At 46.5% G+C, this 25,685-nt stretch carries 18 protein-coding genes and 1 tRNA gene; 13 read left to right on the top strand and 6 right to left on the bottom strand.

Features of this window, described 5'->3' with window-relative positions; all coding sequences use genetic code 11:
* Nucleotides 1–50: 50 nt before the first annotated feature.
* From PHG53_05235 to PHG53_05225, 3 genes are all read left to right on the top strand, one after another.
* Nucleotides 51–1,283 (top strand): hypothetical protein, encoded by a 1,233-nt coding sequence (locus PHG53_05235; protein ID MDD5381026.1) that lies wholly within the window; start codon nt 51–53, stop codon nt 1,281–1,283.
* A 31-nt stretch (nt 1,284–1,314) separates the two neighbouring features.
* Nucleotides 1,315–3,222, top strand: coding sequence for a hypothetical protein (locus PHG53_05230; protein ID MDD5381025.1), 1,908 nt, complete (start codon nt 1,315–1,317; stop codon nt 3,220–3,222).
* 601 nt (nt 3,223–3,823) lie between these two features.
* Entirely contained in the window at nt 3,824–4,783 is a 960-nt protein-coding gene (locus PHG53_05225; protein ID MDD5381024.1) for a tRNA-dihydrouridine synthase family protein, read from the top strand.
* Nucleotides 4,784–4,785: 2 nt separating this feature from the next.
* Here PHG53_05225 and PHG53_05220 read toward each other — a convergent pair whose 3' ends face one another.
* Nucleotides 4,786–6,039 carry an endo-1,4-beta-xylanase gene (locus PHG53_05220; GenBank protein ID MDD5381023.1) on the bottom strand — a complete coding sequence of 418 codons (1,254 nt, stop codon included), beginning with the start codon at nt 6,037–6,039 and terminating at the stop codon, nt 4,786–4,788.
* A gap of 181 nt (nt 6,040–6,220) precedes the next feature.
* Here PHG53_05220 and ahcY point away from each other — a divergent pair, with 181 nt between their 5' ends.
* The 4 genes from ahcY (at nt 6,221) to PHG53_05200 (ending at nt 12,697) form a co-directional block, all read left to right on the top strand.
* A complete protein-coding gene (ahcY, locus tag PHG53_05215; protein MDD5381022.1) occupies nt 6,221–7,480 on the top strand; it encodes an adenosylhomocysteinase in 1,260 nt (419 codons plus the stop codon).
* Between the two features lie 44 nt (nt 7,481–7,524).
* Nucleotides 7,525–9,393, top strand: coding sequence for a hypothetical protein (locus PHG53_05210; GenBank protein MDD5381021.1), 1,869 nt, complete (start codon nt 7,525–7,527; stop codon nt 9,391–9,393).
* 86 nt (nt 9,394–9,479) lie between these two features.
* On the top strand, nt 9,480–11,414 hold the full coding sequence (locus tag PHG53_05205; GenBank protein MDD5381020.1) for a tetratricopeptide repeat protein: 1,935 nt from the start codon (nt 9,480–9,482) through the stop codon (nt 11,412–11,414).
* Nucleotides 11,415–11,614: 200 nt separating this feature from the next.
* A complete protein-coding gene (locus tag PHG53_05200) occupies nt 11,615–12,697 on the top strand; it encodes a GGDEF domain-containing protein (GenBank protein ID MDD5381019.1) in 1,083 nt (360 codons plus the stop codon).
* Between the two features lie 2 nt (nt 12,698–12,699).
* On the opposite strand, the gene PHG53_05195 is transcribed toward PHG53_05200, so the two are convergent.
* The 3 genes from PHG53_05195 to PHG53_05185 are packed head-to-tail and all read right to left on the bottom strand — an operon-like array spanning nt 12,700 to nt 15,693.
* Nucleotides 12,700–13,968 carry a glycosyltransferase gene (locus tag PHG53_05195; GenBank protein MDD5381018.1) on the bottom strand — a complete coding sequence of 423 codons (1,269 nt, stop codon included), beginning with the start codon at nt 13,966–13,968 and terminating at the stop codon, nt 12,700–12,702.
* Between the two features lie 32 nt (nt 13,969–14,000).
* Nucleotides 14,001–14,849, bottom strand: a complete 849-nt coding sequence (locus PHG53_05190) for a metallophosphoesterase (protein MDD5381017.1) — start codon at nt 14,847–14,849, stop codon at nt 14,001–14,003.
* Nucleotides 14,830–15,693, bottom strand: coding sequence for a serine/threonine-protein kinase (locus PHG53_05185; GenBank protein ID MDD5381016.1), 864 nt, complete (start codon nt 15,691–15,693; stop codon nt 14,830–14,832). The genes PHG53_05190 and PHG53_05185 overlap by 20 nt, the downstream gene beginning before the upstream one ends.
* A 340-nt stretch (nt 15,694–16,033) precedes the next feature.
* On the opposite strand from PHG53_05185, the gene PHG53_05180 reads away from it, so the two are divergent.
* The 5 genes from PHG53_05180 to ribD all read left to right on the top strand — a co-directional run bounded on the left by PHG53_05180 (nt 16,034) and on the right by ribD (nt 20,559).
* A tRNA-Asn gene (locus PHG53_05180) sits at nt 16,034–16,106 on the top strand.
* Nucleotides 16,107–16,194: 88 nt separating this feature from the next.
* A complete protein-coding gene (locus PHG53_05175; GenBank protein MDD5381015.1) occupies nt 16,195–16,926 on the top strand; it encodes a class I SAM-dependent methyltransferase in 732 nt (243 codons plus the stop codon).
* 58 nt (nt 16,927–16,984) lie between these two features.
* Entirely contained in the window at nt 16,985–19,099 is a 2,115-nt protein-coding gene (gene ligA / locus PHG53_05170) for an NAD-dependent DNA ligase LigA (GenBank protein MDD5381014.1), read from the top strand.
* Nucleotides 19,090–19,449, top strand: coding sequence for a hypothetical protein (locus PHG53_05165; GenBank protein MDD5381013.1), 360 nt, complete (start codon nt 19,090–19,092; stop codon nt 19,447–19,449). Before ligA ends, PHG53_05165 begins: the two co-directional genes overlap by 10 nt.
* A gap of 27 nt (nt 19,450–19,476) precedes the next feature.
* Nucleotides 19,477–20,559, top strand: coding sequence for a bifunctional diaminohydroxyphosphoribosylaminopyrimidine deaminase/5-amino-6-(5-phosphoribosylamino)uracil reductase RibD (ribD, locus tag PHG53_05160; protein ID MDD5381012.1), 1,083 nt, complete (start codon nt 19,477–19,479; stop codon nt 20,557–20,559).
* A gap of 32 nt (nt 20,560–20,591) precedes the next feature.
* Here the strand turns inward: ribD and PHG53_05155 are convergent, their stop codons facing one another.
* Complete coding sequence (locus PHG53_05155; GenBank protein MDD5381011.1) at nt 20,592–21,932, bottom strand: excinuclease ABC subunit UvrC; 1,341 nt, start codon at nt 21,930–21,932, stop codon at nt 20,592–20,594.
* Between the two features lie 268 nt (nt 21,933–22,200).
* On the opposite strand from PHG53_05155, the gene PHG53_05150 reads away from it, so the two are divergent.
* Nucleotides 22,201–25,287, top strand: a complete 3,087-nt coding sequence (locus PHG53_05150; GenBank protein MDD5381010.1) for a vitamin B12-dependent ribonucleotide reductase — start codon at nt 22,201–22,203, stop codon at nt 25,285–25,287.
* Between the two features lie 35 nt (nt 25,288–25,322).
* Here the strand turns inward: PHG53_05150 and PHG53_05145 are convergent, their stop codons facing one another.
* Nucleotides 25,323–25,625: a GIY-YIG nuclease family protein gene (locus PHG53_05145; protein ID MDD5381009.1), complete on the bottom strand. Its 303-nt coding sequence runs from the start codon at nt 25,623–25,625 to the stop codon at nt 25,323–25,325.
* Nucleotides 25,626–25,685 lie beyond the last annotated feature (60 nt).

Here is a 25,685-nt window from a genome sequence, read left to right as displayed (position 1 = left end):
AAGCGGTGCAGTAAATAATCCCAAGAGCAAACATAGATTGGTGAGTTGAAATGGATATCTCCAAATTTAAAGACCTTATACAGAAATTAAGCTTTCTCAGGAATTATTCATCACTGATATTGCCGGTTACTATAATTCTGGTTGCAGTGCTTCTTTTTATACCTACTCAATTGATGAGCAGTAAGCTCAAGCAACGGATAGAAGCCGAGAGTATTTCTATAGGCAACAGAGTTAAATCACTGAACCAAAGTGCCGTTTCCCGCAACCAATGGGAAATTGAACAGAAGTATCAGCAGGCTTACGAGGGAGATGCCAATCAAATGGCACTTTTAGCCAAGCAAAGCAACCAAAGGGAGTTATTAAGTTATAAAATATTTCCTAAGCCTAAGGATGCTTCCACGTTGATTTTCAAGGAATTCGGACAGCGGTATCGCAGCGGGATAGACAAACTAATTGCAAAGGTAAATGCACATGATTGTCCCTCGGATACCGAACTGCAAAAAGCTTTGCAGGGCTCCGGCTTATCAACTGCTCGTCGGGGCGGGGATTGGGGCGAAATGGGAAAGTCAGATGTGAAGAGCGAGGTTGAAGCTACCATCACGGAGGTTCTTTGCCGGGAGAAAGCAGAGCAAGCGTCTGTTTATGTTACACCGGCAGAATTAAGCGGATACAAATTCTGGGAAGACTATGAATATATCGGAATGAACACAGCGATTGAGGATTGCTGGTATTGGCAGTTAGCTTATTGGATCATCGAAGATGTTTTCGATACCATAGATGCTATGAATTCCGGGTCGAGCAGCGTTTTCACATCACCGGCGAAACGGCTTCTGGAAGTAAATTTTGTCGCAAGCGGCAAGGGGGCAATTGGCGGGAAAGCGGTGGTAAAGCCCAGTTATGTTCTTTCGGCTAAAGAGGCGATTACAATACCTCATACCAAAAGGTTTTGCAATGACGATATAGATGTTGTGCATTTTAATATTTCTGTTGTGGTTAGTACAAAAGCGGTTTTGCCGTTTATGCAGCAGCTTTGCAGCGCCAAGCAGCACAAATTCAGAGGATTTTCGGGTAAGGAGCAAGAACAGATTTTCAAACATAACCAGATAACGGTTTTAGAGAGTAATATTACGACGATTGATCAGCCTGCTAAGACTCGTGGTCTTTACCGATATGGCGAGGACGCAGTAGTACAGTTGGATTTAGTTTGCGAATATATCTTTTACAAAAACAGCTACGATGAGATTAAACCGGAATCAATCAAGGAATTACTGAAGAAGAAATAAGTAGCAGGGCATGTTATGCGGGATAAAAGGCATGAGTAAAAAATACAGTAACTTTTTTGAAGAGCATGTTGAGAAGATAGTTTTGGCTGTTGTTGGGCTCGGGTGTTTGTGGCTTTTTATTACCCGTGTTTTGTTCAGTCCCTATTATGTCGAATATGATAACGATAAGTTTGCTCCCGGTGCTGTTGATAATCGCATAAGCGAGCAGGCTAAAGCTTTGGAGAGCAAACTGAGTCGTGAGCCTGAACCAAAGCTGCCGTATAAGCCGAGGGTTAATGATTTGATTGCTCGGTTCGATTCAGCTTTAACGGACATTAACGTCGGCCTCAGTCTGCCGCAGCCTATTGTTAGTTCAGAGGACATAAGTGATAACAGAGCATATCGTATTCCGTTTGTTGGTGAAGTCAGCGATGTATTGGCTGAGCATATCAGGACGGTGGCTTATGTGCCTAAGATGGAGGTCGTCGAGAAAGATGATTATACCTCGGCTAATAGTGAGCCGGAGGATATTGATTTTGTTACTGTAGAAGCAAAGTTTGATGTTGCGGGGTTGTATAAAAGGTTTAATGCAAGTTTTGCCGGGGAGGATATTCCGCGGGATTGGCGCGACCAGGGCCTTGCAAAGCCGGTTTTTGCATCTGTGCAATTACAAAGACAAAAGTTGCTTTCCGATGGCAGTTGGGGCGATTGGGAAATCGTGTCTCGGAGCAGGGTAGACTCGCGCAAAAGAATGTTTAAGGTTATAGAGCATGTTAATGATTTGCCGGCCGGCGGGATAAAAGTGCGCCTGCTTCAATTTGATGATGCGATAGTGGAAATGGATATGTTGCAGCCGGAAGCTTATCAGATTGCTTCTGCCAAAGAAGAGTGGTTTCCTCCTTCATTACACGAAAAATACCTGAGCTATCTGAGAGATATGGATGTAATGAAAAGGCGTGAAGCTGCTGTGGGCAGAAAAGCGGAGCGTGAGGCAGAACGTTCAGAGCGGCGCAGCAGCAGGCAGGTAGCGGCAAAAACAACTGTAGGTTCATTTGATGCAGGAGCGGAGGCAGGAGGAGGAGGGTTTGATGCGCCGCCGTCGGTTGCATCTGCGCCTGCAAGAAAAACAGCGTCGAGGGCTGCTCGGGAAACCGAGAAAAAGGAACGTCCACAAAAAGGTAAAGAGGTTTTAAAGACCGTTGATGATATTTATCAGGAATTACAGGATATTTCGATTACTGAGAGTACGGACCTTGCCAGGATGGACAAACCATTATTGTTCTGGGCGTATGATGATACTGTTGAGGCTGGTGAAAGCTACCGCTACAGAATTCGAGTTGGCGTTTTTAATCCCATAGCGGGGACAAATCGATTCAGAGAGCAGGACAAATCCTGGAGGAACCAAGTTATTTTGTGGAGCAATTTTTCTGACGTAACGGACACTGTGGATATTCCGAAAACGTTATATTTCTTCCCGCGCGAGATACAGGAAACCACAAAAACTGTAACCGTGCAGGTTTCAAAGTATGTGTTGGGTTATTGGTACAGCAGGGACTTTATAGTCAAACAGGGAGAACTTATAGGCAAATCCGGTGAATACAAGATTACGGCTGAGGAAGAAAAGGCGGGAGTTAAAGTCCCGGAGACGGTTGATTATACTGCCGGTGCAGTTGTGGTCGATATTGTGCCTGTAACTGATTGGTCGGGCGGGAATAACCTGCATATCAATCATTTTTATGACCTGCTTTATAGTTACGATGGGAAAAATATAGAGCGTTTGCCTATCAAGCTAAGGTATTGGACCGAAGCATTGCAGAACAAATTTAATGAAATCAGAAAAGAAGAAAAAGAACCGAAAGAACCTTTGCGAGCTTGGCAAGGCAAAGCAGGTCAGCGTGGCGGGGGTGGACGCATTACGATAGGAGGCTTCGATGCGCCGCCACCGAGTGGAGGACCCTGATGACAGGTCTCCCGGTTACTAAGGGCGCGTTCTAATCGGTTTAAAATGCCTGTTTAAGGCATCGTAGCTGTAATAACGGCTCAATCTTTGGTTGAATACCCGCCGTCAATTATATTCCACCCTAAACCCTCTTACAACTGAATTTACTCCTTGAATCGACCTCTTGTCCGTCTTTGGTTTCCAGTTATCACTTATCAAGGATAAGTTATCATTTAATTTCTTGAATTTTCTCTGAAAATATGGTAAAATTCCTGCCAGTTTATCAGAAGATAAACAAATCGCCCAGCAGGGTACGTCTTCGGAGTTAGTAAACCCAGTTCGATAATCTAAAATTCGTTTATATCGATTATCCGTTTTCGCGCTTCGGATTTATCTGCGCTCTTTGTCTGTCTTGACCGGAAAAATCAATCAAAACAACTAAATTATGCAAAACGAACCCAATTTACGAAATGCCTAAAATGATTGTAACTGTAGTTTTCACAACAACTAACAACTACGAACAACGAACTATGAACTACTTAAAACGAACCCAAACAAACCCAATTTTTCTTGCATATCAGTCAGGGTGCGGTATGTTGACCAGCCAAAAGGTAAAAGATAAATGCTGAGAATCGGCAATATAAATTTGGATATTCCCTATTTTCAGGCGGCGCTGGCCGGCTACAGCGATTACGCTATGCGGACAATTGCGCGCGACTGCGGAGCCCCTCTTGTCTTCGCAGGCGCGATGCTGGCAAAAAGCGTCATCCATCCGAAGGTCTTTAATAGTCAGGCATTCAAACCCGGCGATGATGAACACCCGATAGGGGCCCAGCTTTTGGGCGAAGAACCCGAAATAATGGCAAAGGCCGCTATGGTGGTTTCGAAGGCGGGTTACGATTTAATAGACCTCAATTTCGCCTGTCCCGCGCCAAAGGTCATTCGCAGAAAGCGAGGCGGGTTTTTTCTCAATGAACCCGACAAGGCAATAGAAATCTATAACGCCGTGAGGGAATCCGTCGATTGCCCGGTAACTATGAAATTAAGGACGAGTTTCGATAACCAGTCTTACGATAATTTCTGGGACATTGCTTCCAGGGCAGTAGCCGGCAATGTCGATGCGTTAATTGTGCATCCCCGCGCTGTCTGCCAGAGATTTACCGGCCAGGCCGACTGGCAGTTTTTATCAGAGGTCAAAAAACGATTTCCACGCACAATAATTTTCGGCAGCGGAGATTTGTTTTCCGTCGATACAATTAAAAATAATATAAAAGAAACCGGCGTAGATGGTGTTGCAATTGCCCGTGGCGCGATTGGCAATCCATGGATTTTCCGTCAGCTTCGCGATGGGGATGATTTTATCGCCCCGACTCTCCAGCAGCAGGGACAGATAATTTTGAAACACTTCTCTTTGGTTTGTAAACTCTACGAGCACAAAAAGGCCATAAGGTATTTTCGAAAATTCGCGGTTGCCTATTGCAAAATTCACCCCTCGCGTAAAAAGGCCCAAAAAGCCCTTTTTACGGCAAAAACAGATGAAGAATTCTTCGCCGCCGTAAAACAGTGGTATAGCGAAGATTAGTTTTATTTGAAAGACACTTGTAGTGATTTATCTTTTTTGGTGAGTGAAACTTTCTTTTCCTTGCCCTTCGAGGTGATTATGTAATCGCCATAGAAGGCGCGGGTTTTGAAAATGCCTTTTTTGTCAGCTTTGCCGGAGGTTTGTGTCCACCACTTGTTATAGACGAGGTCGCGATAAGCATCGACCTGAGGGGTGGGCGTCCAGTCTTTCTTCCACATAGCGGTGTGCGGCATCCAGTGTCCCTGCTCCCAGAAGCCCCACATTATAATGGCTTCGACGTTCGGGTTGGCAAAACAAATAGGGAAGAACATTCGCATGGCATCGGCCTTATCCTGTTCGGTATCGCCGATGAAAAGACATTCGGTGATTTTGATTGGCAGATTAAACTTCGCGAGCTTGTCGAGTGTCTTCTGGACGTGCTCGGGCGTGGTGAGGGCTTTGCCTGCGGCTTTTGTTGCGACAAAGTGGCCCTGGCAGCCGATGCCGCTGATGGGGACGCCGGTAGCGAGAAGGTTTTCGATTTGGGTTATATAAGCTGAGGTATTGTAGCCGTCCTCGACGAGGATGCCGTAATCATTTACGAAGAGGGTGATATCGGGATTGCCGACCTTGGCCATATAGGCCATTTCGCTGACGATGCCGTAGCCGAGGCGCCGGCGGAAGAAGTCGCCGTGAACCATTTCGTTGTTGAGGTCGAATTCGCTGATTCGGCCCTTGAAGTGTTTCGTGACATCGATTGCCCGGCGGTGGACTGCGGCGCGTAGCTGGTCGTTATTGAGCTTTTTCAGCCAATCCATGTTGAATTCGTCTTTTTCCCAGAAAATGCAGTGGCCTCGCATCGGGATATTAAGGTCATTGCAGAGTTCCCAGATTCTGTCGGCCCTGTAATAATCGACGACGTTGGGTTCGGCCTCGCAGTCGTACCATTTGAGGGCGTTTTCATGGACGGCGTAGTTGAAGTTCTCGCTTAAGACCTTCAGGAACATCTTTCTGTCTTCTTTCGACATAGCGTCAGCACTTTTTTCCGCGAGGCTGTCGGGAATGGCTGCGCCGAAGAAAAATTCGTGACGGACCTGCCGGACGTTAACATCAGCGCCCGGTTTGGTTTTTATTATGATGTCGCCCATTCGAATTTCGGCGATGCGGGCGTCTATGGCGGCAGGCGTTATTTTCGCGGCGACGTTGGCGTCTTCCGCAAGACAGAGTTGGGCAGATAATATAATTGTGGCCATAAATAATCCTAATTTAAAGTTCATAATAATGTTCCTTATTGGTGAATAAGAACCAATTCCATTTAGATTTTTACTTATAGGTCGAGAGAAGTCAAGCTAAATGAACGGCGGGAAAAAGGAGTTGCAAATTTTGTATTCTGGCCTTATACTTACTATTCCTATCCATTCTTGATTATAGTCAGACGAGTTTTGAAAGGGTTAATAAATGAAGTATGATGTACGCAGTTTGTCGTTGGCGGCTGAGGGGAAGAGGCGGATTTTGTGGGCGGATAACGATATGCCTGTCCTTGCACAAATACGGGAGCGTTTTGCTAAACAAAAACCGTTAAAGGGCATGAACGTTTCGGCGTGTCTGCATGTAACAGCAGAAACAGCCAATCTTATGAGGGCGTTAAAGGCAGGGGGGGCAAATGCTGTTTTATGTGCTTCCAATCCGCTGAGTACGCAGGACGACGTGTCGGCTTCATTGGTAAAAGATTTTCAGATACCGGTGTTTGCCATCTGCGGCGAAAACAGGGCGACGTATTACAAGCATATACATTCGGCAATAGACCATAAGCCAGTTATTACATTTGACGATGGTGCTGATTTGGTAAACGAACTGCATACGAGCAGGAAGAAAGATGCCGGCAGAGTTATCGCGAGTATGGAAGAAACTACTACCGGCGTTATCCGATTGCGGGCGATGGCAAATGCCGGCAAATTAAAGTTTCCGGTCATTGCGGTAAATGACGCTGCGACGAAGCACCTTTTCGACAACCGCTATGGGACAGGCCAGTCGACGGTTGACGGTATCATTCGTGCGACAGATTTTCTGATGGCGGGCAAGAAGGTCGTAGTGGCTGGTTACGGCTGGTGCGGCCGGGGCTTTGCAATGCGAGCCAGGGGTATGGGAGCCATCGTCATCGTCACGGAAGTCGACGCGGTCAAGGCCCTTGAAGCGGCGATGGACGGTTTCGGGGTCATGCCGATGGCGCAGGCGGCGAAGGTCGGCGAACTATTCGTAACGCTTACGGGCAATAAAAGCGTTATCCGGGCGGAACACTTCCGGGTGATGAGGGATAGGGCTGTTGTCGCCAACAGCGGGCATTTCAATGTTGAGATAGATATACCTGCACTGAAAAAGTTGAGCAAGAAGGTGAACCGCGGAGTCCGCAATCACGTTGATGAATATGTTTTGAGAAATAATAGGCGGATTTACCTTTTGGCGGACGGGCGATTAATTAACCTCGCAGCGGCTGAAGGTCATCCTGCAAGCGTTATGGATATGAGCTTTTCCACGCAGGCGTTAGAAGCCGAATATGTGATGAAAAGACAGGGCAAACTTGCGGTTGCGGTTCATGATGTTCCTATGGAGATAGAGCAGCAGGTAAGCAGGCTCAAGATGAAATCTATGTCGATAGAAATAGACAAGCTGACGCCGGAACAAATCATTTATCTTGCCAGCAGCGGTGAAGGGACATAATCAACGCTTGCTGCCTGTGTTCAGGGTCGCGACAAGGTGAGTTTATGGAGAATAAAGAGACCGAAAAAACGCCTATAGTGGCCTCGAGGACTTTTCTGTCAGTAGGCCCTACGCTGCGCTACAGCCATGAGAATGTTCAAAGGTGCTGGCTGCTTGCTATTGCGGCCTTCGGCGTAAGCGCATTTTTCTGGTCGAAGATTATCAGCGGCTCGTTCTGGTCGTTTGACCTTCAATCAGTTATTTTTCCCAAGCATTGGTATCTGGGGCAGTCTGTCACTGCGGGGCTGAGCATATTTGAATATCCGTGGCAGATTCTTGTTTTGGGGTTGCTTATGGGCATTATGGCAGTTGTGCCGGTGCTTATTTCACAGCTGATGAGTTTCCGCTACAGCTTGCTTTTTATACTGCTGGTATTTTTCGGGGCCAATTTGCCGGCCTTTGCGGTCTGCCTTTTGGTTAGCTGTTTTGCTGCGGCGTGCCGTCCGCTTCGTTTTCGTTCGCGGTTCGTTGCGATAGTATTATGCACGGCGCCGCAGGTTGCTTTTTGGGCATACTTCGGCGGTACAAGGGGGGTGGAACCTATTAAGTGGGGATTTTCTTTTACGCCGTGGATTTGTGCGTGGCTCATAGGTTTGGGGATAGCGGGATTGGTTATCGGGATAGGTCATTTTACGCGTTACCGGCCCGGCGTGGTGTGGATTGTCACGAGTATTTTCCTTTTTTTGGCGGTGATTACGTTTGAAATAAGAATAGGCTTCGATGAATTAGACTACCAGCTCTACGTAGCCAAGAACAATCCGGAGCAGGCAATCGAATTTCACGACCACAGTATGAGAGAAGCATTGGACGAAATGATTACTAATCCTTCCGTCAGAGTGAGAATGTATCTTGACAGGTCGTTTTATCCAACCGAGCCGATTCCGCTTCGTGCTAAATTGAAAGAGAAGCTCGTAGATGAGCTTGGCCGCGGTCGCTGGCCGTGGTGGTTTACAGTGCCGCCGGAGCTAAATTACCAGACGAAAAGACGATGGCTGGCTGCCCAGTACGATACCTTTGTAAGCCGGCGTCCCACCAGCCGGCGGATGCCTATAGCGCTATACTACAGAGCACTTCTGAGTGAATACAGCCCCGACATCGAGATGTTCGAGCAGAAGGAAATATTGCATTTTTACAGCGATTACCCATACGAACGCTCGCAAGACAGCTGGGAATGGCTGTATGCGGAATTCGGTGACAGCGCGGAGTCGCTGGAAGCACGATGGCGCCTGGCGAAATATTCGGCAGGCCAGCGTGACTTTGAGCGGGCAGACAAACTTCTTGCTGAAGCAGAGGATATGACGGCCGAGCGATTGAAGCTGCTTGGAAAAAAACAAACGCAGGAAGACAGGTTCTTTAGTTTGTTTCAGAAGCCTGCGGATTCGGTAATGACTGTGTTCAAGTTAACCGAGCTGCAAATAAAATTACATCAGCTGCGAAGTCTGATAGGAGCGGAAAATCGAACCGGTGAGCCGGAAGCAGAAAAACGTTTGGCGAAGTTCGTTATGTTAGACCCGCACGCCTTCGGTGATTATGCCCGGCAACTCAACGAATTGCTGGAACAGATGAACAACAGCGGTCCTCTCCGCGACAATGTCCAGCTGGCCCAGGCGAAACTTGTTGCTGATGAGCAAATGCGGGCCGAAAAATTATCCCAATTGCACAAAAGGTTCCAGGACACTGACGGCGGAATGCAGGCATTATACGAGTTGGCGCGTTTGAAGATTGGTTTGTATCAGAGCGAGTCAAATCCGGAAAACAAGAAAAAGTATTTGGCTGACGCAAGGGCAACTCTAACAAGCTTTATAGAAAAGTATGCTGACAGCCTCTATGCCGAGCAGGTCAAAAAGAACCTTGATACCCTGCCCAAGGATTGATTGTTTTTAACGCTTTTTCCAATTATCAATAATCGAATTGCGGCAAGCGCGGTATAATATCGGTGTGAAGGGAAAAAGGAGACAGAATGTTTACGGGTAAGGGGGACAAGACAGCGACAACGAAAAATTTATGGTGGATACCGACCAGTATTTTTTGCTGCGCCTTGCTGGTGCGTTTAATCTTTTTAGCGGAGAATTTCAACGATCCGTTTTTTAATTACCGCGGCATCGACGCACGAGCATATCATTGGATGGCCGCCGGTTTGCTGGATGGGACGTGGCCTGGTGGAAAAACCTTTTTTTGGCCTCCGCTTTATCCGCTTTTCCTCGGTCTGCTTTACAAAACCATCGGACAGAACGCTACTATTATTAAAATAGTTCAAGCCGCGTTGGGGTCGTTAAGCTGTGTGCTTGTCTACTTTATTGCGCGAATCATCTTTACCGGCCGGTTTGTGCCAATTGCGGCGGCGCTTATATGCTGTCTGTGCGGGACGCTTGTCTATTTTGATGTTCAACTGCTGCCCGGCAACCTGGATGTGCTTTTAGAACTTTTAATAATCTTTTTTTTGCTTTTTGCTTCCCGTCGCAGGCAGATAATCTGGTGGGGTGTTGCGGGAGTGTTTATTGGTTTATCCGCAATCAATCGCGGAACAATCTTACTGTTTCTTCCGATTATCCTGCTCTGGATGTATATGGTTCTACGCGGTCGGTGGAGTATTGATGGTGAATCTGAAAGGCCGGCGTTCTGGAAGGCAGCCATTGCACTGCTGCTGCCGGCGGGCTTAATTATCTTTCCTGTGGTCCTGCACAATGTCAGGTATGACACAGCCGTGGTTGATAAGGAACCTAAGCCGGTCAGCTTGAAGCAATTTGTTTCAACGGGATTTTTCCCCATTGGATGGTACCTTGGTATCAATGTTTATCTCGGCAACCACTGGGAGCTTCGCAAAGTTAATGACATTGAGCACCCAGATTTTTTTGCGATATACAAACGCATAGAAAACGAACCCGCCGAGAAAGGTATTCAAAATACCTTTGGTCGGAGCCGGTATCTTGTTCGGGAGACCCTGAGGCACATTTTTGAAAAGCCGACAGATTTTATCAAGCTGATGTGGCTTAAAGTATTTCAGCTTTTCAATGGAGCTGAGATTCCCCGCAATGCAAACATTTATGCTTTTCGGCAGCACTCCGTTTTATTAAGTGTGCTGTTATGGAAAAAGATAATCGCATTTCCGTCCGGATTGATTATCCCCCTGGGGCTTGTGGGTATATTTTTGAGTCGTGATTTGTGGCGGAAGCATTTTCTGCTTCTGGGCTGCCTTTTAATGCAATACCTTTTACTTCTGATCATTTTTGTGACAGCGAGGTATCGCCTGCCAACCATACCTTTGCTTGCTATCTATGCAGCTTTTGCTCTGGATTCTTTTATTCGCTATATTAAGGATGGTGCAAAAAGAAGGGCGGTTGTGCCAGTTGTTTTACTTGTGGTGCTTGTGCTGTTCTGCAACAGTTTTACGGGAAAGATGGAGGCCAATCACGGATACAGCGAGTATATAAATCTGGGCAATACTTTACGCAGCGAAGGTAAAACCCATGAGGCAATTTTTTATTATGAAGAAGCGATGAAACTTGCACCAAATTTTCCGGAAGCGTATATCAATTTAGGCAATGTTTTTGCGAGAAAGGGTGAAATTGACCAGGCCGTTATTCATTATAAAAAAGCCCTACAGTATGATACCGATAGTTTCGATGCCCATTACAATCTGGCTATAGTGCTGGTCGAACGGGGAAAACATAGTGAAGCGGTCAAGCACTACGTTACAGCATTGAAGCTGAAGCCGGGCGATGCGGAGGTACATTTCGACTTGGCCAATATTCTTGCTGGGCTGGGTAAGTTCGATGAGGCAATTGCACATTATAAAGAAGCGTTGAACTTTAAACCGGACTACCTCGAGGCACGCAACAATCTGGCAAAGGTTTTGGCGGAGCGCGGTAGGCTGGCGGAGACCATCCAGCACTAACAGCATTCGGTTCATCTCAATCTTCAAAAATTGGATACTACATAGTAATTTGGGTACTGTTTATAGTCGTTCGTGGCAATTGGATGGGGCGGGTTATGCCGGAGGGAAGGGGGGGGAAAGTTGACTTTTTCTGAGGATTTTGCTATCATAAAGAGAGAGGCTATTGACCGTTTTTTGTGCTGTGAGTGGGGTGAAACTGAATGAAAACTGCTGATATGCCAGATTCTGCCGGTGCGGATACCCGGAGGCTTCTGCTGGTGGGCGATATTAATGAAGCTTTTGTAGATGCTGATGCTATTCGCCGGTCGGCCTGCGAAATACAGGCCAGTATACCTGATGCAATCAAGGCGGCTGCAAAGAACAACTTTGCGGCAATTGCTGTCGTAATGTCGGGGGTGTCGGTTAAATTAGTTTCGGCCCTGAAAACGCTGAGGGAGGTAAATAGCAGAGCGAAAATTATTCTTCTGGTGCAGATGTACGAAGAGCTGGCGGCGATGCAATTAGTCAATTCGGTCCGCAACGGCGTGACTTTAGCGGATGATTATTTGATTTGTCCGGTCCAGACAAATAGATTTTACGAGGTCGTTTTTCCTGCCGGCGACCGGGGTGGAAACGGGTCGGATGTGCCTGTCACTATTGATGCGATAGGTGAAAGGGTAAGGCAGCTTGAGAAATTAGCAACAGAGGACGAGCTGACTGGCCTGAAGAACAGAAGATATATTTGGGAGTTTTCCAGGCAGATTATAGAACGTGCCAGGGGTGAAAATGGGAGGGTGACGCTGCTTATTTTTGATATTGATAACTTCAAACATTACAACGATGTTTACGGTCATTCGGCGGGCGATGAAGTTTTGAAACAAGCTGCTGTTTTGATGCGGCGGTGCTGCCGGGGACACGATGTCGTAGGTAGAATCGGGGGAGATGAATTTGCTGTTGTTTTCTGGAACAGACTGAGTTCAGAAGACGAGGTACAGAAGTCGGAAACCGGAGAGCAGAAAACAGAAAATAGAAGACAGATGCCGGCAGACCATCCTAAAGAGGCGATTTTTATAGCAAAACGGTTTAGAAAAGGATTAGGCAAAGCCGAACTGCATTTGCTCGGCCCGGAGGGCAAAGGGGTTCTGACGATAAGCGGGGGGCTGGCCAGTTTCCCTCGCGATGGGGCAACAACGGACGAGCTTTTCGAGCAGGCCGACAGGGCGCTGCTGGATGCTAAACGCAGCGGCAAAAACAAGATTTACCTGGTCGGAGGTCCGAAGGAGGATATTGCCGAAGTCGAGTAGTTTCATAAGTCAGCTTTATCTTTGTTATCACCACGATGATTAATCACGATGGTCTCTGTTGGGCCGAGGAGTTTATATTTTATTCCGCGCCAGGTAATAGTTCTGCCGAAGGCGGAAGAGATGATAAAAACCAGCATCAGGGGGGACCATATCCAGAAAAAGACTAAATCAGTGATGCAGGCGGTCTTCATAGCTCGATGCTCAAATTCGGATGCCTGGTGCTCGTAGTTGAGTAATTTGTAAGCCATTTTCTGGCGCAGGACCGCGCGGATAAATTGAGCGATGAAAAACACAACCGGAACAGCGACAAAAATTGATAATTGGTAATTGGTAATTGATAATTTAACGGTTGCATAGATTGCTATTGCGGCTCCGCCCCACAGGCCGAGGATTGAGTAAAGACTGCAGTATAATCCAACCAACCAGGTACGCGGCATACTTACCCTGGTAATCAGGAATTGCCGTCTGCCAAATTCAAAAAGCTTTCGCCATGTAATGGATTCATAGGAAGCGACCAGACAGGCAGGGACGAAAACGACTTTTTTGCGAGCTTTTTTGACGGCGTAGCTGAGCGAGTAGTCGTCGCTGAGAGTTTTTAACCAAATTTTGTCGATGCCAAGATTTTTGTAGATGTCAGCGCGGATAGCCATAGAGCCGCCCCATGCCTGGTTAAAGTGAGTGTTGCCGAGCAGCTGGGCGATTTTGGCGTTCACAGCCGACAGGGCGAGACTTGCCGGATTGTTTTTTTTGGGCACATACCAGCGATAGCCGCTGGCGGCGCCTGTTTTTGAGTGTTGAAGAGGATGAACTATGTGGCTTAGCCAATCTCTGCGGACACAGATGTCGGAATCGGCAAAAGCCAGGACCTCGACGTCGTTACCGATTCGCTGATAGCAGTAAAGCAGATTATGGTTTTTTTGGCTGCAGGATTGCGCGGGGCCAGCCACCAGCACCTGCACGTCATCGGCCTTTGAGGTTTGGCTCAAACTGTCCTTTAATTCACATAGCAGAGCAAAAGCGGGGTCTTCTTTATCGGCGACCACAAACCAAAGCAGATAATTTTCGTAGTCCTGATTAAAGAATGAGGTGATATTTTGCCGGAAGGCGGAATCGAGACCTTTACATGGGACGATAAGAACCGTCCGCGGGCGATACGATAAACGTTTCTTTTTGTATTTGTTCATAGCATAGCGGTAGTTGTTCCTCGTCTGAAGCAGAAATAGTAATTGCGATAGAATTAGTACGATGGCTATGTAGTAATACCAATACATATTAATTGATTATATCGAATTATTCTCAGAGTTCAAGATATGGAAGCCAGCGGCACTATCGAATCGGCCAGCGTCTCGATGGTATAAGATTGTGCCAGGTCGACTGGAAGCAGGCAGCCGTGGTTGTGGTCGGAGGCAAGGATTATAATGTTCTTGCCTGCCCGGCTCCATCCCTGCTGCTGTGGCTGATGGCCGAGGATAAAGATGTCAACGTCGAAAAGCTCGGCCATTTTGTCGAGCGTTTGCAGGCTGAAGTTTCTGCCCCATGTCAGAAGGTAAGCAGAACCCGGTTTTACACAATCGTTTATTTTCAACGGCCTATCTAAAATCTGCCGGTCAAACTTATCAACGAAACGGTCGGCAGGTAGCGAGTGCGACAGCCAGATTCTGTTTTCAGTCCTTACCGCTAACGGCTGCGAAAACAGGAATTGTCTTATCGCCAGTTTGATGTCGTCACCGGCCTGCTGGAATTCCCGCTCCAGAGCAAGACGCATTGCACGATTCATCTCCAGGCCGTCTTTCATAACTTTGCTGTTATTGATAAAAGCAATATCGTGATTTCCCATAATAATATGGACGCGGTCGGGGAATTTCAGCTTATAACGGATAACATCAAAGAGCAGTTTGTGGGACAAGCATCCGCCTTGGGCATCTGTGGGACCTCCGTGTATAATTTCCTGGAGGAGAACGTGCCTGTCGGGATTGTTGGCTAAATCGGCAAAGGCAACTATCCTTTCGAAGTTTCGGCGATGGCCGTGAATGTCGCCTGTTGCGATTAGCTGGACGTCGGAGGGCAGGTGAATCAGGTTGCCGCGTCGAAACCTGTCTGCATTGCAGGCTTCAATACCGCTGTTTAACAAATCAATTATTGTCTGAGGCATTTTTATTTGTTTTTATCTGGCCGGCTAATATACTGTGGACCAGAAGGTCCAGCCTCGATATAACCGTCATCATATCACGCGGACGTTTCGAAGGCTCATCTTCTATGCAATCCATTACAAGCTTTGAGACTTCTATCGGCAATTGTTTTTTTAGCTCATGAGGTGCCAGACGCGGAGGCGGCGGTATGGGCAGGCCGATGTCGTTCTTTTTGGGTATCAAAGTCGGAACGTTCTTTCCGGTAAGAGCCCAGTACATTGTCGCGCCGAGGTTGAAGACGTCGGTTTTCGGGCCAAGCGATTTACGCAGGACCTGTTCAGGTGCGATGTAATCGGGCGTGCCCTGAATACGTGGCTTTACCGTTCCGATTTTGCAGCTCTGGCCGAGGTCTATAATTTTAATTGTGCCGGACTCGTTCATAAGAATGTTATTGGGTTTTATATCGCAGTGAACGAAGCCCTGCTGGTGCATAGCATGGAGACCGCTTGCGACCATTCTGAATACAAGCATCACGTCGAGCAAACTCAGAGCGGGGCTGTCTTCGAGGCTTTTACCGTCGAAAAATTCCATAGAAAGCAGCATTTCTTTTACCATAAACATGCTGCGTATTTTCTTGAGTTTGTAGCACTTGCGGACATAAGGGTGGTCTATCCGGCGGGCAACTTTGTATTCTGTATCAACCTGCTCGAATATCCTTGAATCTTCCGGCCTTTCAAAGACAACCCGTTTTAGGGCTACTTCGGTCTTGTTCTGTTCGTCGACCGCCAGGTAGATTGTGCTGCGGGCGCCGATTCCGATACGCCTGATTATGCTAAAACCGCCGATGTCGAGTGCAACTTTTGCCATATTACCAACTGAAACTCAATAATTTAACAACCTGCCTATATTAACTATAACTTGGTTAAGATGCGCCAAATCAGCCTGCTGTTCCCTTAATATTTTGCATTTAGCTAAAAAACCGCTAAATGCCTGTTTTTTGTGTAGAGCCGCAAACCAACTTCGGGCAAATTTTATAAACCCCACAACCTATACTATAATCGTTTGTTTGTCCAGTAGTTAGGGCTGTTTTTTATATTATCGGCCAAAAAAAAGAGGAGCATTGACAAACCTTTTGAATTTTAGATAATGTTTATAGATAATTTAGGTGAGAACGGCTCTTTTAATATAACATTTAGTAATCGGCTATTCCCCGATAGCTCAATTGGTAGAGCGAGCGGCTGTTAACCGCTAGGTCGTAGGTTCGAGCCCTACTCGGGGAGATTAAAAAGATTCCGTCTTTTCGAGCGGAATCTTTTTGGCTTATATAGGGAATATACGATTGTCTTTTTGTCCCAAAAGGTAAGTAGTATGCCGGTTAAAAGAAACAAAAATATTACGCGAAAATGGTTCGGCAGTTGGTCAAATGAATATGACCGGACACTCGGCAAGCTCGATTTTCATCGAGACCTGCTGGATCTTGTGGTTAAAAATTCAGGGGTCAAAAATAACGATAAAGTTCTGGATATTGGCTGCGGGACGGGTCTTCTCAGTTTGAAACTTTTGCAGCGGGCGGACTGCGTCATTACGGCGGTTGATAACTCCAAAGAGATGATGGCGCTGTTCGAGAACAAAATTAAAAAGCTCAAACTGGGAAGCCGGGTGGTTTGCAAGATGATGGACGCAGGTTCGATAAAATTTGCGGACAATACCTTTGATATTGCCGCCTCTTCCGTTGTCCTTCATCATTTGAAGGAAAAATTGAACCCGTTGAAAAAGATATTCAGGGTTTTAAAACCGGGCGGACGTTTCATAATCGGCGAGGTAGATATGGACACAACCGGCCAACATACCGACATTAACAGGTTTAGTCGCATCATCAAGGTACAGCAGCAGGAGTGGATAACAGCCCTTAAGGCCGGAGATATGGATGCGTTCGTAAGAATGTATGATAACAGCAAAAGGCACGTTTTCAATCAGGGCGAATACTGTATCTCTCTCAGGCAGTGGGGCGAAGTCTGCAGGAAGGCCGGCTTTGGTAAAATTGCCGTCAAAAAAGTCCCTCGCCACAAGTGTTTTGGTATCGTTATCGCCGAAAAATAGACGATTTAGCCGGCCCGCTATTGCAAAACGTCGCCTCAAAGCGTATAAATAAGCTGTTATGGCTAAAGAGGTAAAAAAGCAAATCGAACGATTGCGCAACGAAATCCGCAGGCACGATTACCTCTATTATGTCCTCAACCAGCCTGAAATCGCCGACCAGCAGTATGACAAACTCTTTAGCGAGCTAAAGTCGTTAGAAGAAGCCAATCCACAATTTATAACGTCTGATTCGCCTACTCAGCGGGTTTCCGAGCAGCCGCTCGAAGGTTTTAAAAAGGTCGAGCATGCTGTGCCAATGCTAAGTATAGATAATACTTATAACGCAGAGGAGTTGCGAGCGTTCGATGAGAGGGTAGCAAAAGGGCTTGATGGGCGAAATTACGATTATGTGGTCGAATTAAAAATCGACGGTGTGGCGTCGAGTTTACGATATGAAAAAGGAGTTCTTGTACTTGGTGCTACGAGGGGTGATGGCACAAAGGGAGACGATATCACACACAATATAAGGACGATAAAGGCCATTCCACTGCGACTGACAGGAGACGTTCCTGACGTACTTGAAGTACGTGGTGAAGTGTATATGCCTAAGAAAGCATTTCAAAAACTAAATGAAGAAAGGGAAAAGCAAGGCGAATCTTTGCTTGCCAATCCGAGGAACGCTGCGGCAGGCTCTTTAAAACAACTCGATGCGAAAATCACAGCTAAAAGAAATTTGTCTTTCTTTGCATACGCATTAGGCGAAGTGAGCGGGAAATTTGCGAAAACTCATTATGAAAGCCTTGAAAAATTCAAAAAGATCGGGCTACCCGTCAATCCAAATATTAAGAAAGCAGAAAACATCGATGAGGTAATTGAAATATGTGATAAATGGAAAAACAAACGATTTGAACTAGATTATCAGATTGATGGGCTTGTTATTAAAATCGACCAGCTTAACCATTATGAAATTTTAGGCACAACAGGCAGAGCACCGAGGTGGTGTATGTCATATAAATATGAAGCTGAGCGAGAAAGAACAAAAATTCTATCGATTGATGTACAAGTTGGGAAAACAGGAATTCTTACGCCTGTGGCAAACCTTGAACCTGTGCAACTGGCTGGCACGACCGTAAAAAGGGCGAGTCTTCATAACTTCGATGAGATTGACCGGCTTGATGTCAGGGAAGGCGACACGGTTGTGATAGAAAAGGCAGGAGAAATTATCCCGCAGATTGTTGAAGTGAGAAAAGAATTCAGGCCTAAGGGCGCAAAACCGTTTCCAAAACCACAGGTTTGCCCTTCTTGTGGCGAAAAAATTCAGATAATCGGAAAGAAACGAACAGGGAAAAAAGAAGAGATTGCTCACAAAAGTGAATATACACACGCTTATATATGTACAAATAAGAATTGCACGACATTGTTGAAAGAAAGGTTAAATTATTTTGTTGGTCGAGATCAAATGAACATTGAAAATGTCGGACCATCCCTTATTGAGCAATTAGTTGAATCCGGCTTAGTTAAGAATCTTGCCGACATTTACAAACTTGAAAAAGAGGACTTACTTGGACTGGAAAGGATAGCTGACAAAAGTGCAACAAACATTATTGAGGCTGTTGGGAAAAGTAAACATCAGCCACTTTGGCGATTGATTGCTGCTCTTGGCATCAGACATATTGGGGGAGAATTTGCCCAAGTGCTTGCTTCATCTTTTGGGTCTATAAAGAAAATTCAAGATGCTAGTCTTGATCAACTGACTCAAGTTTTAGCTCCTGCCTTAAAAGTAAAAGACCCTAAAAAACGTGAAGAAAGGCAGAAGCGAGCAAAGAGCGTCTGTGAGTATTTCAAGAATCCCAGAAATAATATGATCGTAAACGACCTATTGGGGTATGTGAAACCCGAACCACCAGAAAAGACTAGTAAAACCAACAAACTTACTGGAAAAACAATCGTTGTTACTGGCTCACTTAAAAATTTTACCCGTGACGAAATTAAACAGACGATAAAAGATAACGGCGGCAAAGTCAGTTCATCAGTTAGCAAAAAGACCAGTTTTGTAGTTGCGGGTGATGACGCAGGTTCGAAACTGGATAAAGCGCGTCAATTACAAGTTAAAGTGATTGACGAGAATAAATTTCTCCAACTCATTCAGAAAAAACCTAAGTCAAAGAAAAAGAGCGGTTTTTTATGGGAATAAAAAAGCATATTGAGTTATTAGCTAAAAGTAGTTCTTCTGAAACCCCATATACTGTCGAATGTTACCTTGAAGGGAATAAAATGTTGGTTTTTTGCTCCTGCCGTGCTGGAGATAACCGAATGCTATGTAAGCATGTAAGGAAGATTATAGCTGGTGATGAATCAATTCTCTATGACAGAAATCAGAAAAATGAATTAGAAAAAATCAGCAATCATTTACAAAAAACACAAATCCCTTTGCTTTTATTAGAAATGAATAAATCCGAAGATCTTTTAGAAGAAGCGAAGAGGAATGCAGAGAAAGCAAAGAAAAACTTAGAAAATGTGATTTTGAATAAGTTAAAACAATAGAATTGTCACATAAAGAGGCATAAAACGGTGGAACATGCCCACAAACGGTTTATGAATCAAGCCCTGAGACTGGCTCGGTGGGGCATTGGTAGTGTTGAGCCGAATCCGGCGGTTGGGGCGGTCATCGTAAAAGGCGGTCAGGTTATCGGCAGGGGATGGCACAGGAAATTCGGCGGGCCGCACGCGGAGATTAACGCACTTAAAAACTGCAAAAAAGCACCTCGCGGCGCGACAATGTATGTTACGCTTGAGCCGTGCTGCCATTTTGGAAAGACTCCTCCCTGTACGAAAACAATTATAAAATCAGGAATAAGAAAAGTCGTCGCGGCGGTTAAAGACCCGACAAAAAAGGTCAACGGCAAAGGTTTCAGAATCCTCAAAAACGCAGGCATCGAAGTTAAAATGGATGTCTGTAAGAAAGAGGCACAATTACTGAACGCTCCGTTTTTTAAGTTTGCCAGAACGAAAAACCCTTGGGTAATTGTCAAGTGGGCTCAAAGCAAAGATGGTTTTCTGGCTCGAACTGATAAAAAGCGATGGATAACAGGGGCTAAAAGCAGGAAAGATGCGCATAAACTGCGAAAAAAAGTCCAGGCAATCATGGTCGGTATAGATACAGTGCTTGCCGATGACCCAATGCTCACAGCAAGGCCAGATATAGGAAAACAACCGCTAAGAACCGTCCTTGATAGTCAATTAAAAATTCCGCTGAACTGTAATCTAATCAAAACCGTAAAAAAAACGCTGGTGGCCGTATTTACCATACAAAAAAACAATAAAAAAATCCCAATACTAAAGAAAAAGGGGATAGAGGTCGTTGCTGTTTCTTCCGCTGGCGGAAAATGTAGCCTCGAAAGTGTATTAACTAATCTTGGCAAAAGAGAGGTTCAGCAAATTCTCGTCGAAGGCGGAGAAAAAGTTACAACTTCATTTCTAAAACAGAAACTGGCAGATGAAATTATTATATACACTTCAAACGAAAAACTTGCGAACAAAGGTAGGGTAAAAACCTCTCAGGAAATGAAAAAAGCGTATCGTTACGTCAAAAATAACTGTTACGAAAAGAAACGGTTCGATACCGACCTTTGTTTAAAAGGATTCACAAAATAATAAACAGCCTCTTGGTTTGTAAAAATCGACGATTAGAATTTTTTGTTTAGTATTTTTTTACTTCGCAGGATGTGGTGGTAGTGTTGTGCGAAGCGGTGGGCTTCGTCGCGGATGTATTGCAGGAGTTTCAAAACGGGTGAATGGCGGGACAGTTTCAATGGTTTTGAACTGCTCTGCAGATAGAGGTCTTCTTCGCGTTTAGCGATTGCGGTGATTTTTATGGGCGGCGCATTCATTTCTCTAAGAGCGGTTTGGGCTGCGTGAAGATGTCCGAGTCCGCCATCAATTAAAATCAAGTCCGGCCAGAGTTCTTCGCCCTGCAGGGCATATTTGTATCTGCGTCCGACCACTTCGGCAATCATCGCATAGTCATCGACTCCCTTGACGGTTTTTATCTTGAATCGCCGATAGCCGCTCTTAAACGGCCTGCCATCAATAAATTTGACTAAGGAGCCGACCGCCTCTGCGCCGCTGATATTGGCGACATCAATTCCCTCGATAATTCTGACCGGCTGAGGAGATTGCAGAAGAAGCTGGAGTTTTTCGAGGGCTTCGGCAGGGTCAGCGGCGAAAACTTCCGGCTGAACATCCTCATCTGGTGTGCCTCGGTGATCCAGCCGCTCAATCAGCCGGATACGGTCGCGAAACATTGCTGCTTTCTCGTAATTTGTCTCTGCGGCCGCTTCTGCCATTTGTTTTTTCATCTGTCGAAGGACAATTGAACGCTTCGAAAGCAGGAATTTCACAAGGTCTTTGATAATTTTTTTATATTCACTCCTGCTTATTTTAGCCGCGCACGGAGCGGCGCATTGCTTTATGCTGTATAAGATGCAGGGGCGAAAGAACTTACGGTTAGTATCGTCGTCCTTAATATCCAGTTTGCAGGTTCGAAACTTAAATATCTGTTGCATCTCTACCAAAACAGCCCGCAGGTCTTTTGCGCCGGCGAAAGGCCCGAACAATCTGCCGCTTGGCCTGGGTTTTCGGGTGATATAGATGCCGGGAAAGTCTTCGTCTGTGGTGATTTCCAGATATGGAAAGGTTTTGTCGTCGATGAGGTCTGTATTATAGGGAGGGTGAATGTCTTTAATCAGTCGTGCTTCCTGCAGCATTGCGGCAACTTCTGTTTCGGATTCCAGAAAGTCAACGGTTTCAACTTTGGTGAGCATTTCAACTATTTTCGGACCTCGCGAAACAGCAATATCAGCGGCTTGCTGGAAATAGCTGGCCACCCGCGAGCGCAGGTTTTTGGCTTTGCCGATGTAAAGCACTTTATCCGCAGGGCCTTTCATAAAATAAAGGCCGGGCCCGAGTGGAAAACCTCTTATCTTTTCACGGATTGCTTCGAATTTGTCTCTTGTTTGTGCCGGCATATTGTTATCTTAACATCAAAGTGAAAATATCTGAAACGTGTTGTTGGTTTTGTAGAAAAATTTCCTCTTCGTAGCTTTAGTAACTACAAGGACTAACGGCAAGGTCGATAAATTTATACAAAAAATTCCGAGTTTGCTCTTTACACCTTATCAAATTGTCATTAATCTGCCGATAGAATTTTTACGGGTTTTATAACTATATCTGGCGTAGTTCCCGTTCATTTTACTATATGTTGTGGTATCCCGTTTTTCGCACGGAGGCGCGTAAATGTCGCAAAAATTCAATCCCGAAAATCCATTTAGAGACGAGCAAACCCCACCAGAAACCGCTGTAGAAGCCCGCGGTTCAGCCGGTTTGAGAATGGAGTATTTCTTTTCGACACCCGGCGTTCATCCATTTGAACAGCTTGAATGGGAAACCCGTTCGGCCAAGATCAGCGGTGATGGCGGACAGGTGGTTTTCGAGCAGGACAATATCGAGGTCCCGGCTTCCTGGAGCCAATTGGCAGTAAAGGTTGTGGCCAGCAAATACTTTTATGGAGACAACGAATCCGGTCGGCGGGAGAATTCAGTAAAGCAGCTTATCCACCGTGTTTGCAGAACGATAGCCGACCGCGGAAGAAAAGACGGTTACTTCGCAACCGACGAGGATGCCGAAACTTTCTACAATGAGCTTGCCTGGCTGTGCGTGAACCAGTATGGGTCGTTTAATTCGCCCGTTTGGTTTAACGTAGGCCTTTTTGACGTCTATGGCGTTGGCGGCGGCAGGCATAATTTCCACTGGGACCCGAAGAGCAAAACGGCTGTTGCGTGCGAAAACAGCTACGAATACCCCCAGGCCTCGGCCTGTTTTATCCAGTCGGTCAAGGACTCGATGGAAGATATAATGCGCCTTGCGGCAAGCGAGGCGATGCTGTTTAAGCACGGCTCAGGAACAGGAACCGACCTTTCAACGCTGCGGAGCAGCAAAGAGAAACTGTCCGGCGGCGGTAAACCTTCGGGGCCCTTGAGTTTTATGAGGGTTTATGACCAGATAGCCGCGGTAATCAAATCGGGCGGAAAAACCCGCCGTGCGGCGAAGATGCAGTCATTAAAGGTCACCCATCCTGATATCGAGGAATTTATTACCTGCAAAGCCGAGGAGGAAAAAAAGGCCTGGGCACTTATCGAGGCCGGCTACGACGGGGAATATAACCAGGAAGCTTACAGCAGCGTGATGTTTCAAAATTCCAATTTTTCCGTGCGCGTAACCGATGAGTTTATGCAGGCGGTGGAAAAGGACGCAGCGTGGTCCACATACGCCGTAACGACGGGCGAAAAGGTAGAGGAACATTCGGCACGCAAGCTGATGGAACAGATTGCCGAGGGCACGAGAATTTGCGGCGACCCCGGCCTGCAGTACGACAGCACAATTAACCGTTGGCACACCTGTCCAGCCTCCGGGCCGATTAATTCCTCGAACCCCTGCAGCGAATATATGTTCATCGATGATTCGGCGTGCAATCTGGCTTCGCTGAATCTTATGAAGTTTCGCAGGGAAGACGGCTCATTCGATGTTGCCGGCTTTAAAATCGCCGTTCGGCTGTTCATCATCGCTCAGGAAATTCTGGTTGATAACGGAAGCTATCCGGATAAACCAATTGCCGTCAACAGCCATCTGTTCAGGCCGCTCGGTCTGGGCTATGCCAATCTCGGCTGCCTTGCTATGAGTCTTGCGCTTCCTTATGATTCCGACCAGGCAAGGGCAATGGCAGGGGCGATAAGCGCAATAATGACAGGAACGGCTTATACGGCAAGCGCCGAAATCGCCTCAATTAAAGGGCCTTTTAAGGAGTTCGGTAAGAATGCAGAAGCGATGCTGAAGGTTATAAATATGCACCGCCAGCACGTCCTTAATATCCCGGAACCGCACTGCCCGGACTATATACGAAACGCTGCCAGAGACGTCTGGGACCAGGCCTTTGACGCCGGCTCCAAAGTCGGCTTCCGAAATGCCCAGGTAACTGTCCTTGCCCCGACCGGAACCATCGGCTTTATGATGGATTGCGATACCACCGGCGTTGAGCCGGACATTGCTTTAGTCAAATATAAGCTGTTGGCCGGCGGCGGTGGGCTCAAGCTTGTTAACAAAACCGTCCCAATGGCACTCGACAGGCTCGGTTACAGCGCAGAAGATATTAAATCAATCTGTGACTGCATAGACAAAAGTGAAACCATCGAAGGGGCGGAAAAAGTTAACCCTGACCATTTGGCGATTTTTGATTGTGCCTTTAAACCTCGCAACGGTAAAAGACATATCCATTATCTCGCGCATCTGAAAATGATGGCCGCTGTCCAGCCGTTTATAACCGGCGCTATCAGCAAGACCATCAATATGCCCAAAGAAAGCACGACCGAAGAAATCGCCGCGGCTTATACCGAAGGTTGGAAGCTCGGATTAAAAGCGGTTGCAATCTATCGCGATGGCTCCAAAAAGCTCCAGCCGGTCTCTACCCAGAAACATAAAGATGGCAAGGCTGCTGCTGAAGGGCAAATGCCGGCTCGCCCGTTCAGGCATCGGCTGCCGGATACCCGCCATAGCCTGACGCATAAATTCTCCGTTGCGGGGCACGAAGGCTACCTGACGGTTGGCTTGTATGAGGATGGTCAGCCTGGTGAGCTGTTTATCACTATGGCTAAGGAAGGCAGCACCGTCGGCGGCCTTATGGATGTGATAGGCACCTGCACTTCAATGTCGCTGCAGTATGGCGTGCCGCTGATAACGCTGGTGGATAAGTTCCGCCACGCAAGGTTCGAGCCGTCGGGAATGACTTCGAACCGCGACATACCTTTTGCAAAGAGCTTAATTGATTATATTTTCTGCTGGCTGGGTTGCCAGTTCATACCCGGCTATGCCGAGCAGAACACTCCTAATCGCTCAGCGGAGACAAAGGAAAGTAAAAATACGACGACAGCAAGGCAGTTAGTCGAGAAGACCAAAGACCTCGCGCATAAAATTGCCGAGGTAAAAACCGTGGTAAAAAGCAAGCCTGTCCGTCGTAGCGTAAGCGAAGGCGGAGCAAAGGCAATTTCTGCTGAAGAGCAATCTTCTTCAAAACAGTCCATCCAGTCTGTGCCCGCCCCGAAAGGCAGATTAGCCAACATAGCCAATCGAATAGGAGCGCTGGTTAGCTCGGTTGTTACCGATGAAGCCGGTCAAGTGCAGTCCGAAGCGGCGGTTATGCACCAGTTCAGTTCTCAGTTTGAGCATTTTTCAGATGATGCTCCCGCCTGCGATATTTGCGGAGCCATCACCGTCCGAAACGGCACCTGCTACAAGTGCTTCAACTGCGGAAACTCAATGGGTTGTTCGTAGCTAAGCGCAGCTTAGCGGAGATCCTCGATTGGTGCTTACTTGCTTCTCTGTCGGGGATCCAGTGGATTTAAGTCTTTCCAGCTTGGGTTTGATTGCTCAATCAATCTGATTTTCCATCGCCGATTCCATTTCTTTAGTTGTTGCTCTCTATTTGATGCTGTTTGCCTGTTTTCAAACTTTTCAAAGTACACAAGTTTGTTGACTTCATAATCCTTTGTGAATTTCGCCGCCGTTTTTTGCTTGTGACGTTTAACGCGTTTCGTCAGGTCTTTTGCCATCCCGATATACAACGCCCCATTGCGTTCCTTCGCCAGTATGTACACATAATATTCTCGCATTTCCTTATTATAAGTTTTTGGGTCAGAAATTATAAGGCAATTCAAAAGGCAAAAGTCGAG

It is taken from the genome of Phycisphaerae bacterium (genome assembly GCA_028714855.1).
In the GTDB taxonomy this organism is placed as follows: Bacteria; Planctomycetota; Phycisphaerae; order Sedimentisphaerales; family Anaerobacaceae; genus CAIYOL01.
The sequence above is the reverse complement of the archived record's forward strand: the minus strand, read 5'-3'. Positions and strand labels throughout refer to the sequence as shown.